Origin of the sequence: Pseudomonas sp. IT-P171, assembly GCF_949767765.1 — a bacterium.
Taxonomy (GTDB): Bacteria; Pseudomonadota; Gammaproteobacteria; order Pseudomonadales; family Pseudomonadaceae; genus Aquipseudomonas; species Aquipseudomonas fluorescens_B.
In genome coordinates, this window is record NZ_CATKQN010000004.1 from 180,115 (window position 1) to 191,879 (window position 11,765).

Below are 11,765 nucleotides of genomic sequence, written 5' to 3' on the forward strand. Positions count from 1 at the left end.
GTTCCGGGGTGTTATTGGCTGAGTGTGCTCAATATCGAATGGGCGATTTTGATCCGCTCCGGGTTCGGGTAGTTTTTGTTGGCCAGAATCACGATGCCAATGTCCTTCGAAGGCACATACGCCACGTAGGCACCGAAGCCACCGGTTGAGCCGGTTTTATTGAACAGCGCATTGGCCGGTTGCGGTTGCGGCGGGTTCAACCACTGGACTTTGTGCGCTTCCATCGCCATCTGCGACGAGTTGCCGGCAAGCAGTTTGTCGAGGGCGATCGGGTAGGTGTAACGCTCCCAGCCCAGGCCCTGAGTCATGTCGCCAACTGTGTAGTAGCCGGTATGCGTCGCGGCGATTGCCTGCTGCATCGGCGCTTCCAGGCCCGTTGGCTTCATGTTCGCTTCGACGTATCGGAGCAAGTCCGAGGCGCTGGTTTTCACGCCATACGCCTCTGAGTCCAGTGCGCCTGGTTCAACCCTCACAGGCTTGTCATCCTTGCTGTAGCCCTGGGCGTAAAGCGCCATTTGCGTGGGCGGCACCTTCAGGAAGGTGTGCTGCAACCCGAGTTTCGGCAGCAAGGTTTTTTCCATCAGCGCCTCAAACGGCTGGCCCATGCTGTGGGCCGCAAGATAACCGAACAGCCCCAGGCTCGGGTTCGAATACTGCCGATGGCTGCCAGCCGCGTAGACCGGTTTCCACTGTTTGAAATAGCCGAGCATCTTGTCCGGCGCATCGGCATCGCTCGGGAATTGCAGCGGCAGGCCACCGGCGGTGTAAGTGCCCAGTTGCAGCACGCTGATGTTATCGAACGCACTGCCGCGTAAAGCCGGCAGGAGGTGACTGGCCTTGTCGGACAGGGACAGTTTGCCACTGGCCTGGGCATAGGCGGCGAGGGTGGCGGTGAAGGTTTTGCTCACCGAACCGATCTCGAACAGGGTGTCTTGGGTGACAACCGTTCCGGTTTCCTTCGAGGCCACGCCGTAGTTAAAGTAATGCGGTTTGCCGTTGACGGTGATGGCGATCGCCATCCCCGCAATGTGCTGTTGCTGCATGACCGGAACGACGGCGTTTTTGACCGCCGTTTCGATCTGCGGGTCCGTGGGGGTTGCGGCAACGCAGTAGCCCGCGCCGAGGAAAAGGCTGAAAGCACTGTAGGATAAGACCTTGCTGAGTCTGAAGTTCTGCATGTGTGTGCCGCTGTCCATGAGTTTTCAAGAGGTGTGCCCGCTACACAGCGAGCGGTTTGCACAGTGGTGCGCCGAATGAGCGTGCCAAATCTAGTCACTTTGCCGGCCATCGACAAACGACGTTATTTCAGATGAGCCATTAGAAAAATTAGGGGTTGGCATGATTCGGCCGCAATTACCGCTTAACGCACTACGCGCTTTCGAGGCTTCGGCACGCCACCTGAGTTTCACACGGGCGGCGGTAGAGTTGTGCGTCACGCAGGCTGCGGTGAGCCACCAGGTCAAAAGCCTGGAAGCCCAGCTCAACGTTACGCTGTTCAAACGCTTGCCCCGCGGCCTGATGCTGACCAGTGAAGGGGAGACGTTGTTGCCGGTGCTGCGCGAGTCCTTTGACCGCATCGCCGAAACCCTCGAGCGCTTCGAGGGCGGGCATTTTCGCGAAGTGCTGACGGTGGGCGCGGTGGGAACGTTTGCGGTGGGCTGGTTGTTGCCGCGATTGTCCGACTTCCAGGCGAAACATCCGTTCATAGATGTACGCCTGTCGACCCACAACAATCGGGTGGATGTGGCGGCGGAAGGGCTGGATTACGCGATTCGCTTTGGCGCGGGGGCGTGGCACGGGATTGAAGCGGTGCGCTTGATCGAGGCGCCGTTATCGGTGTTGTGCGTGCCCGAGATTGCCCGGCAACTGCGCACGCCGGCCGATCTGTTGCAGCAAACGCTGCTGCGTTCCTATCGCACGGATGAGTGGCCCGAATGGTTTCAGGCCACCGGCCTTGCGGCCCATGCCGCGCCACCCCGGAGCATCGTCTTCGATTCCTCGCTGGCGATGATGGAGGCGGCACTGCAAGGAATGGGCGTGGCATTGGCACCACCGCTGATGTTCGCCCGACTGCTGGCAACGGGCGCCATCGAGCAACCCTTCGCCATCGGCATCACCACCGGCAGCTACTGGCTGACCCGCTTGCAGTCGCGGGCCGAGACGTCGGCGATGGCGGCGTTCAAGAGCTGGCTGTTGCAAACGGCACAGCAAAACGGGTGAACACAGCCCCCACAAAATGAGGTGGTTTCGAAGGGCCTAGCGCACCAGGCACGGCCGCTTGTTATCAAATGTCCACCCCGGAATCAGGAACTGCATCGCCACGCTGTCGTCCCGCGCACCCAGCCCCATGCCTTTGTACAGTTCATGGGCCTTGGCCAACTGGTCCATGTCCAGCTCGACGCCGAGCCCCGGCTTCTTCGGCACTTGCACGCAACCGTCGACGATTTGCAGCGGGGCTTTGGTCAGGCGTTGGCCGTCCTGCCAGATCCAGTGGGTGTCGATGGCGGTGATGTCGCCGGGTGCGGCGGCCGCGACATGCGTGAACATCGCCAGGGAAATATCGAAGTGGTTGTTGGAATGCGAGCCCCAGGTCAGGCCCCATTCGTGGCACATCTGCGCCACGCGCACCGAGCCTTGCATGGTCCAGAAGTGCGGGTCGGCCAGCGGAATGTCCACCGATTGCAACTGGATCGCGTGACCCATTTCCCGCCAGTCGGTGGCGATCATGTTGGTCGCGGTTTTCAGGCCGGTGGCGCGGCGGAACTCAGCCATGACTTCCCGGCCCGAAAAGCCGTTTTCCGCACCGCACGGGTCTTCGGCGTAGGCCAGAACATGATGCTGGTCCCGGCACAAGCGAATGGCTTCTTTCAGCGACCAGGCGCCATTCGGATCGAGGGTGATGCGCGCCTCGGGGAAGCGTTCGGCCAGCGCGGTGACCGCTTCGATTTCTTCATCGCCACTGAGCACGCCGCCCTTGAGTTTGAAATCCTTGAAGCCGTAACGGGCGTGGGCGGCTTCGGCCTGGCGCACTACGGCGTCAGCGGTCATGGCTTTTTCGTGACGTACGCGGAACCAGTCGTTGTCCGCGTCCGGTTCGCTGCGATAGGCCAGGTCAGTCTGGTGACGATCACCGACATAAAACAGATAGCCGAGCATCTTCACTTCATCGCGCTGCTGGCCTTCACCCAGCAGGGCGGCGACCGGCACGTCCAGGTGCTGACCGAGCAAGTCGAGCAACGCCGCTTCCAGTCCGGTGACAGCATGGATGGTGATGCGCAGGTCGAACGTCTGCAAGCCGCGGCCACCGGCATCGCGATCGGCGAAGGTCTGGCGCACCTGATTGAGGATCTTCTGGTACGTGCCGATCGGGCTGCCGACCACCAGGCTGCGCGCATCTTCCAGTGTCTGGCGAATACGCTCGCCACCGGGCACTTCGCCGACGCCGGTGTGGCCGGCGTTGTCCTTGAGGATCACGATATTGCGGGTGAAAAACGGACCATGGGCGCCGCTCAGATTGAGCAGCATACCGTCGTGACCCGCCACCGGAACCACTTGCATGCTGGTGATGATCGGGGCTTTTGCGGTGTCTTGTGGATTCATTTTCTTGTCCTTAAAAAGCAATGTTCAGGCGCGGTGGGGCGCGGTTTCGTCCAAGGCAACGGCAGGTACGGTTTTCGGTGTGTTCCGTGCGGAGAAGACGATGATCGCGGCAATGATCGAGGTGGCGGCCAGGCCATACAGCCCGCCCTGAATCGAGCCGGTGTGTTCTTCCAGCAGGCCGAACGTAGTCGGTGCAACGAAGCCGCCGAGGTTGCCCACCGAATTGATCAGCGCGATGACGCCTGCGGCGATCCGTGCATCGAGGTACGCCTGGGGAATCGGCCAGAACAGTGACGAAGCGGATTTGAAGCCCAGTGCTGCGAAGCAGATCGCCACGAAGGCAAAGACCGGCCCGCCGGTGGTGGACATGAACATGCCGGCCGCCGCGATCAGCAGGGCAGCGGCCACCCAGGCTTGCTGGTGTTTCCATTTCGCGGACAGCGACGCGAAGGCGTACATGCCGACGATCGACAGCAGCCACGGGATCGAGTTGAACAGCCCGACCTGAATGTCGCTGAGGTCGCCCATCTTCTTGATGATGCTTGGCAGCCAGAAGGTCGCGGCGTAGATGGTCAGCTGAATGAAGAAATAAATCAGGCAGAACAGGATGATCTGGCGATCCTTGAGCAACTTGCCCAGCGACGGTTTGATCGGCGTCGCGGCTTCGCGGGCCAGTTGTTCGTCGTCGATGGCCTTGACCAGTGCGTCCTGTTCTTCGCGGCTGAGCCATTTGGCGTCGTGGGGTTTGGAGTCGAGCCAGAACCAGACGAACACGCACAGCCCGACCGAGAACATGCCTTCAATGAAATACATCCATTGCCAGCCGTGCATCCCGAACCCGCTGATCTGCAGGAGCAACCCGGACAACGGGCCGGAGATCAGCGAAGCGATCGCCGAGCCGCTGAGGAAAATCGCAATGGCCTTGCCGCGGTCCACCCCCGGCAACCAGCGCGTGAAGTAATAAATCACTCCCGGGAAGAACCCGGCTTCAGCCACGCCCAGCAGGAATCGCAGGATATAGAAGTGGGTTTCGTTCTGGATGAAGGCCATGCATGCGGCCACCAGGCCCCAGGTCAGCATGATGCGGGTCAGCCAGATTCGCGCGCCGACTTTTTGCAGGAGGATGTTGGAGGGGACTTCGAACAGCGCGTAACCGATGAAGAACAGACCGGCACCGAGGCCGTAGGCGGCGGCGCCGATGCCCAGGTCGTGTTCCATGTGGGCGCGGACGAAGCCGATGTTCACGCGGTCGATGTAGTTGACGATGAACATGATGACGAACAGCGGCAGAACGTGGCGTTTCACTTTCGAGATGGCGGATTTCAGGACCGAATCGGCGCCGTCGTGCATCCCGGAGATGGATGTATTCACTTGGTTTTCTCCCACTGATTATTTTTATGCGGGGTGTTGCGGGTGCTGCGTTGTTGCTAGACATCATACAACTGCGTTTTTTTATTCTGCAAGCTGTAATGTCCAATAAAATGGCTGATATATCGAAATTTGTGTGCTGGTGGCTGGTTGTGAGCCGGTCTTTTTGAACTGGATTTGCTGCCGTTGTTGAGTGTTGTCATACAAGTAGGGCGGCGTTTTTTGAGGCTTTCACTTGATCGCGGTGCTACGATTCCGTCAGCTCTGCTCTCGGATGACCGCCATGCAAGAAGACCTCGACGCGCCTGCCCGCAAGCGCACTCACAACCTGGCCCACGACCTGGTCGCGAAACTGACCCAGAGCATTCTGCTGGGCCGGATGTTGCCGGGGGACAAACTTCCCTCGGAGAACACGATCGTTCTGGAGCACGGCGTCAGTCGCACGGTGGTACGCGAGGCGATCTCGAAATTGCAGGCGTCCGGCCTGGTGGAAACCCGGCACGGCATCGGCACGTTCGTGATCGAACGCGCGCCGGAGCAGGGGCTGCGACTGAATGTCGATACGGCGCTGGGGGTGCGCAGCATTCTGGAGTTGCGCATGGGCCTCGAAACCCAGGCCGCCGCGTTGGCGGCCATGCGTCGCACGGATCAGCAACTGGCGCAAATGCGCGAAGCGCTGGATGACTATCAAAGCCTGCTCGCCAACAACGACAGCTGCGTCGAAGCCGACAAGCGTTTTCACCTGCTGATCGCGGAAGCCACCGGCAACGTCTGCTTCACCGAAATCATGCAGCACCTGGGCAGCGCCATGATTCCCCGGACCCGGGTCAATGCCGCCGAGCGTGGCGCGGCGGATTTGAGCAAGCTCGGGCACCTTGCCAACCTTGAGCACGAGGCGATTCTCAACGCCATCAAACGCCAGGACGCGGACGCGGCGCGGGCGGCCATGTGGCTGCACCTGACCAACAGTCGGGACCGGTTTTTGGCGGATCGCGACTAGCCGTCTGTCTATTCGATAGCACGCCGTTCGCGCGCTTGTTTCCAACGAATACGGCCCAGATTTGCTGGACCTCACCAATGAGGTGCGCCATGGCTAACCCAATGGATCACGATGCTCCACCTGGCATGGACCCTGCGCGGGACCCGGCCGCCGCAGAGCCTGACCGACCTGAAGACTGGATGGACCCCGCCGCGGAGGAGGACGTGCCTCCGCCGGATGAACCCACGCCGCTGTCCGATGACAGGCGATGAACAGAACCCGGCCAGTGTGCCGGGTTTTTTGTGCATGGCCGGTTGGCCGCGTCATCGTTCATCGCGAGCAGGCTCGCTCCCACAGGGGATCTTCAGTGTTGGTGAGGTCAATGTGGGAGCGAGCCTGCTCGCGATAACGCCAGACGCATCACCACAAATCCCCAATCAAACCTCCGCCACCCGAATCACCACCCACCGCCGCTCCAGATTCAACGCCAACACACTCACCAACACCACGATGCCCCCCACGACAATCATCAACGTCGGCCGCTCGCCCAGCGCAAACGAGGCCATCGCCATCGCCGTCGGCGGCACTAGATACAAGGTCATCGTCGCCCGGCTCAAATCAACGTGAGCCAACACAAACGCCCAGGCCAGGTACGCGAGCGCACTTGGAAACACCCCAAGCGCCATCACCGCCAGTTGTACATGCATCGGTGCGTTGACCACTTGCGCCGTCAACCCCGGCAGGTACACCAGCAACAACGCCGTTCCCGACCACACCGTGTAGCAAACCAGCGTCAGTCCGTCGTAGCGCCCGGAGTGGTGTTTCTGCAACGCGAAGTAAAAGCTCCAGGACACCGCCGCCAGCAGGATCAACAAGCCGTGGGCGTCGATGCTGCCCACCCCGCGATCCCCGGCGACCACGATCACTACGCCGACCAGCCCCAGAAAAACACAACCCCAACGCCAGGCGCTCACGTGGTCCTTGAACACGAAACGCGCCAGCAGCGTGCTGAACAGTGGCGTTGTTTGCGCCAGCACGCTGGACGCGCCGGCGCTGACACCTTGCTGGCCGAAATTGATCGCCACGTGATGCAGGCTCACGGCAAAAAAACCGAGGCCGAACAGCAGCGGCAAATCACGCAGGTTGGGCAGGCTGATGCCGTTGACCAGCGCGACCAGCGCCATGAACACAGACGCCACCAGGAACCGCAGCAGCGCCAGATGCCCTGGGTCATAGGCTTGCAGGCCGATGTGAATGCCGGTCGGGGAATAACCCCAGCAGGCCACGACAAACGCCATGGCCAGAATGATTTTGAAGGGCGAAGGATGAGTGTGCGTTTGCATGGTCGAGCACCTGTGGACAGATGCATCGAGTATCAGAACTCTAACCATTCGCCACAACTGACTTATACTGCGCCAACTGTTCACTTTGGGTGATGTATGGAGCTCGCGCAGATTCGCATGTTCAAGACCGTTGCCGACGTCGGCAGCATCGCCCGTGCGGCCGAGTTGCTGCATTGCGTGCCGTCGAACATCACGGCGCGGATCAAGGCGCTGGAGGCGGAGTTGGGCGTCGCGCTGTTTCTACGGGAAGGCCGGGGATTGCGCATCAGCCCGTCGGGACAGACGTTTCTGGCCTATGCCTCGAAGATTCTCGCGCTCACGGCGGAGGCCAAACGCGCGGTCGACCCCGCGGCCGAGCCCTCTGGCCCGCTGCGCATCGGCGCCATCGAATCCTCGGCCACCGGGCGCTTGCCGCGCTTGCTCGCCAAGTTTCACAAGCGCTACCCGGCGGTGGCGCTGGAACTGACCACCGGCACCTGGGGCCAATTGCTTGATGACACCGTCAGCCACCGGCTCGACGGTGCGATTGTCGCGGTGGACGTCGAGCGTGCGCACCTCAAACGCACGCCGATGTACCGCGAGGAGCTGCTGCTGATCGCCTCGACGTCCCTGGGACCGGTGCGTGACATTGCCGATTTGCAGGACAAAACCGTGTTCATGTGGCCGCAGGGCTGCCCATACCGCGCGGCGCTGGAGCATTGGTTGTTGCGTCAGGGGCAGGCGCTGCCGATTGTTAGCCTGGCCAGTTATGGCGCGATTGTCGGTTGCGTCAGCGCAGGGGCGGGTGTCGCGCTGGTGCCCAAAGGTGTGTTCGATCAATACGCCAAGGGCGCCGGGTGCGCGGGGTACGAATTCCCTGAGCTGACGGCCATCGACAACCTGTTTTACTGGCACGAAAACGCCGGGGTGCACCCGGCGCGAGAGGCGTTTGTGGCGATGTTGCGGGAGGAGTTCGCGTAGACGACATGTGAAACAGGGGACTTTGTGGCGAGGACGCTTGCTCCCGCTGGGTGCGAAGTACCCCCAAACCAGAACATGGATTTCTTCAGGTTGAGCACTGATCACCCTTGGCGAACGCTTCGCGCTCGAGCGGGAGCAAGCGCCGTCGCCACAGGTTTTATCTGGACTACCGGGCTACTTCATACCCACATCCCGCATCAACAACCCGAACCGCAAATCCACCGCATCCGGAATCGGCAGGTACACCGTGTGCCCGTCCCCCGGCGCCACGTCGATGGCCTCGCCTTTGACGTTCTGCAGCTGATGCAGATCGAAGTGGAAGTTGCCCTTGGGCGTCATCAGTTCCATGTGGTCGCCCAGGCCAAACCGGTTCTTCACCTTGACCTCCGCCAAGCGGTCACGCCGCTCGCCGGTCAGCTCACCGACAAACTGCTGCCGTTCCGACACCGAGCTGCCATGCTGATAGTTCTGGTATTCGTCATGCACATGGCGACGCAGAAAACCTTCGGTGTAACCGCGCTGGGCGAGGGATTCCAGATCGGTCATCAGGCCGCGGTCAAACTCACGACCGGCCACCGCATCGTCGATTGCCCGGCGATACACCTGAGTGGTCCGCGCGCAATAGAAATGGGATTTGGTCCGGCCTTCGATTTTCAATGAGTGCACGCCCATCTGCGTCAGACGCTCGACATGCTGCACGGCGCGCAGGTCCTTGGCATTCATGATGTAGGTGCCGTGTTCGTCCTCGAACGCCGGCATCAGTTCGTCCGGACGATTGGCTTCCTGCAACAGGAACACCTGATCGGTGGGTGCGCCAATCCCCAGCGTCGGTTCGGGCTGGAACGTCTGCACGATTTCGCCGAGCTGGTTTTCCGTGGCTTCTTGCGCGGTGTACTTCCAGCGACAGGCGTTGGTGCAACTGCCCTGATTGGCATCGCGTTTGTTCATGTAGCCCGACAGCAGGCAGCGTCCGGAATAGGCCATGCACAGTGCGCCGTGAACGAACACTTCGAGTTCCATGGCGGGCACTTGCTGGCGGATTTCGGCGATTTCTTCCAGAGACAGCTCACGCGACAGGATGATCCGGCTCAAGCCTTGTTGCTGCCAGAACTCGACGCTCGCCCAGTTCACCGTGTTGGCCTGCACTGACAGGTGAATCGGCATCTGCGGGAAGTGCCGGCGCACCAGCATGATCAGGCCGGGGTCGGACATGATCAGCGCGTCCGGTGCCATGGCGATCACCGGTTGCAGGTCCTTGAGAAAGGTTTTGAGCTTGGCGTTGTGCGGGGCGATGTTCACCACCACGTAGAAACGCTTGCCCTGGGCCTGGGCTTCGCGAATGCCGAGCGCGAGGTTGGCATGATCGAATTCGTTGTTGCGCACTCGCAGGCTGTAGCGCGGCTGGCCGGCGTACACCGCATCGGCACCATAGGCGAAGGCGTATCGCATGTTTTTCAGGGTGCCGGCGGGGGCGAGCAGTTCAGGCGTGGCGAGGGTCATGGGCGGGTCGATCGCAAAAGACCGCGAGGGTAATCGGCTTGCCCACAGGTTTCATTGATCTGGATCTATGCTTGATGAACAAGCGGATGGCACTCGCGCGAACCGTGGCGGACTAAGCATCAGGACGCGACATTGCGTCCCTGCGGACTGACATGGATCGGACATGAACGAAGAGACGGTAAAAAACAAATCACTGGTGATTCTGCTTGGGCTGGTGACGGCGGCGTTTATCTGGATTCTGCTGCCGTTCTACGGCGCGGTGTTCTGGGCGGTGATCCTCGGCATCCTCTTCGCACCGCTGCAGCGTCGCCTGCAACTGAAGTTTGGCTGGCAACGCAACGTGACGTCGCTGCTCACCCTGAGCATCTGCCTGATCATCGCTATTCTGCCGGTGATCATCCTCAGTATCCTGCTGGTGCAAGAGGGGGCCACGCTGTACAAAAGCATCGAAAGCGGCGAGCTGGACATCGCGGGGTACGTGACGCATTTCAAACACAGCCTGCCGCCGTACTTTCAGCACTTGCTCGATCGGGCCGGGGTCGGTGAGCTGGACGGGCTGCGGGAAAAAATCATCAAGAGTGCGGTGACGGGCAACGAGTTTGTCGCCACGCAGGTGTTCAGTTTCGGGCAGGGTACGTTTGATTTCGTGGTGGGTTTTTTCATCATGCTCTACTTGCTGTTCTTCTTTTTGCGCGACGGCGCAGAGCTTGCACGCAAGGTTCGCGCAGCTGTGCCGCTGGAGGAACACCAGAAACGCCGCTTGCAACTCAAGTTCAACCGCGTGGTGCGCGCCACGGTGAAAGGCAACCTGCTGGTGGCCATTACGCAGGGCGCCTTGGGCGGTTTGATTTTCTGGTTTCTCGACATCCCGAGCGCTTTGCTCTGGGCGGTGTTGATGGCGTTTCTATCGCTGTTGCCAGCGGTGGGCGCGGGGATTGTCTGGGCGCCGGTGGCGGCGTTTTTCCTGTTCTCCGGAGCGATCTGGCAGGGCGTGGTGCTGGGGCTGTTCGGCGTGTTCGTGATCGGCCTGGTGGACAATGTGCTGCGACCGATCCTGGTGGGCAAGGACACCAAGATGCCGGACTATCTGATTCTCATCTCGACCTTGGGCGGCCTGGCGATTTTCGGGCTCAACGGCTTTGTCATCGGGCCCCTGATCGCGGCACTGTTCATGTCGAGCTGGGCGATTTTCATCGAAACCAAACCGCGGGTACAGCTGCCTTAGGCGCTGAGTCGACCGGTGTCGAGGCTCTGCGACAGGGCCTTGGCGGCGTTAAGCGAGGTGAGCGGACCGCTGATCGCTTCGCCGTCCTGCACCAGATACCAACAGGCGAGCAATCCCAGCTCTCTGAGCGGGGCGGGAACGGCGCTGCCGATAACGGACATGATCTGAACCTGGGACATAAGTACCTCCATCAATCTATGGAGCTACCTTACGGATCTTGCGCTTGAACGAGAAATCAACGCTTTCGATAGTCGTCATTGACGTTAGCGGTCCCAAACGACCGTCTGTCCGTCAGTCGACCACCAGATCCAGCATGTGGACCACTTCGTGCTCGTTAAGCAGGCCTTTGCGCACCAGGTTTTCGGTCAGCAACGATAAGAACTTGGCGCTGCGATGGCCTTCCAGGTGCTTGAGTTCGGTCAGGGTGTTGTACACCTTGCTGGAAGTGCACAAGCTGATATCGCGGTGCGGATTTTGCGTGGGCATGAGGTCGTCCTTGTTGTTATCAACCTGTTGTTGACGGACAGATCCAAGCTTGCGGACCTGACATGACATAAACATGACCGGTTCCCCTGCGCGGGGAAAGGGCGCTCAAGTCAATCTTGCCCGCTTGAACCGGCGGGACTGTCCCGATAGCGACCTTGGCGAGATTTTTTCAGACCTTCGCCGACGAACGGGCATAAAAAAGCCCCGCTATGAAAGCAATGCTGTTCATTTAAGCGCGCTCTTGAATCGTGCATACCTTTGTGGCGAGCGAGCTTGCTCGCGCTGGGCTGCGTAGCGGCCCCAA

The 11,765-nt window shown here is 60.6% G+C and carries 13 protein-coding genes; 5 read left to right on the forward strand and 8 right to left on the reverse strand.

The annotated features are described in order from the left end of the window. Positions 1-11: 11 nt before the first annotated feature. Positions 12-1,178 carry a class C beta-lactamase gene (gene ampC, locus ACM6I5_RS04050; RefSeq protein ID WP_414883240.1) on the reverse strand — a complete coding sequence of 389 codons (1,167 nt, stop codon included), beginning with the start codon at positions 1,176-1,178 and terminating at the stop codon, positions 12-14. A gap of 160 nt (positions 1,179-1,338) precedes the next feature. Here ampC and ACM6I5_RS04055 point away from each other — a divergent pair, with 160 nt between their 5' ends. Next, the gene (locus tag ACM6I5_RS04055) at positions 1,339-2,220 is read left to right on the forward strand and encodes a LysR substrate-binding domain-containing protein (protein ID WP_017339894.1); all 882 of its coding nucleotides are present in this window, start codon (positions 1,339-1,341) and stop codon (positions 2,218-2,220) included. 36 nt (positions 2,221-2,256) lie between these two features. Here the strand turns inward: ACM6I5_RS04055 and gudD are convergent, their stop codons facing one another. Next, positions 2,257-3,600: a glucarate dehydratase gene (gudD, locus tag ACM6I5_RS04060; protein ID WP_414883241.1), complete on the reverse strand. Its 1,344-nt coding sequence runs from the start codon at positions 3,598-3,600 to the stop codon at positions 2,257-2,259. 24 nt (positions 3,601-3,624) lie between these two features. After that, positions 3,625-4,971, reverse strand: a complete 1,347-nt coding sequence (locus ACM6I5_RS04065) for an MFS transporter (protein ID WP_414883242.1) — start codon at positions 4,969-4,971, stop codon at positions 3,625-3,627. 280 nt (positions 4,972-5,251) lie between these two features. Between ACM6I5_RS04065 and ACM6I5_RS04070 the strand changes: the two genes are divergently transcribed. After that, entirely contained in the window at positions 5,252-5,968 is a 717-nt protein-coding gene (locus ACM6I5_RS04070; protein WP_414883243.1) for a FadR/GntR family transcriptional regulator, read from the forward strand. 89 nt (positions 5,969-6,057) lie between these two features. Continuing rightward, positions 6,058-6,219 (forward strand): hypothetical protein, encoded by a 162-nt coding sequence (locus ACM6I5_RS04075; protein WP_017339890.1) that lies wholly within the window; start codon positions 6,058-6,060, stop codon positions 6,217-6,219. Between the two features lie 165 nt (positions 6,220-6,384). Here ACM6I5_RS04075 and ACM6I5_RS04080 read toward each other — a convergent pair whose 3' ends face one another. Further along, positions 6,385-7,290 (reverse strand): DMT family transporter, encoded by a 906-nt coding sequence (locus tag ACM6I5_RS04080; RefSeq protein ID WP_414883244.1) that lies wholly within the window; start codon positions 7,288-7,290, stop codon positions 6,385-6,387. A gap of 96 nt (positions 7,291-7,386) precedes the next feature. Here ACM6I5_RS04080 and ACM6I5_RS04085 point away from each other — a divergent pair, with 96 nt between their 5' ends. Then, positions 7,387-8,250, forward strand: coding sequence for a LysR substrate-binding domain-containing protein (locus tag ACM6I5_RS04085; RefSeq protein WP_414877977.1), 864 nt, complete (start codon positions 7,387-7,389; stop codon positions 8,248-8,250). 174 nt (positions 8,251-8,424) lie between these two features. On the opposite strand, the gene yegQ is transcribed toward ACM6I5_RS04085, so the two are convergent. Beyond that, positions 8,425-9,750 (reverse strand): tRNA 5-hydroxyuridine modification protein YegQ, encoded by a 1,326-nt coding sequence (gene yegQ / locus ACM6I5_RS04090; protein ID WP_017339887.1) that lies wholly within the window; start codon positions 9,748-9,750, stop codon positions 8,425-8,427. A gap of 163 nt (positions 9,751-9,913) precedes the next feature. On the opposite strand from yegQ, the gene ACM6I5_RS04095 reads away from it, so the two are divergent. Beyond that, a complete protein-coding gene (locus tag ACM6I5_RS04095) occupies positions 9,914-10,975 on the forward strand; it encodes an AI-2E family transporter (RefSeq protein WP_017339886.1) in 1,062 nt (353 codons plus the stop codon). Here ACM6I5_RS04095 and ACM6I5_RS04100 read toward each other — a convergent pair. From ACM6I5_RS04100 to ACM6I5_RS04110, 3 genes are all read right to left on the reverse strand, one after another. Beyond that, on the reverse strand, positions 10,972-11,154 hold the full coding sequence (locus ACM6I5_RS04100; protein ID WP_017339885.1) for a hypothetical protein: 183 nt from the start codon (positions 11,152-11,154) through the stop codon (positions 10,972-10,974). The two genes, ACM6I5_RS04095 and ACM6I5_RS04100, sit on opposite strands and share 4 nt — an antisense overlap. 112 nt (positions 11,155-11,266) lie before the next feature. Next, a complete protein-coding gene (locus tag ACM6I5_RS04105; protein WP_017339884.1) occupies positions 11,267-11,461 on the reverse strand; it encodes a hypothetical protein in 195 nt (64 codons plus the stop codon). A gap of 110 nt (positions 11,462-11,571) precedes the next feature. Beyond that, on the reverse strand, positions 11,572-11,765 hold a 194-nt coding region (locus ACM6I5_RS04110; RefSeq protein WP_414883245.1), incomplete at its 5' end, for a hypothetical protein.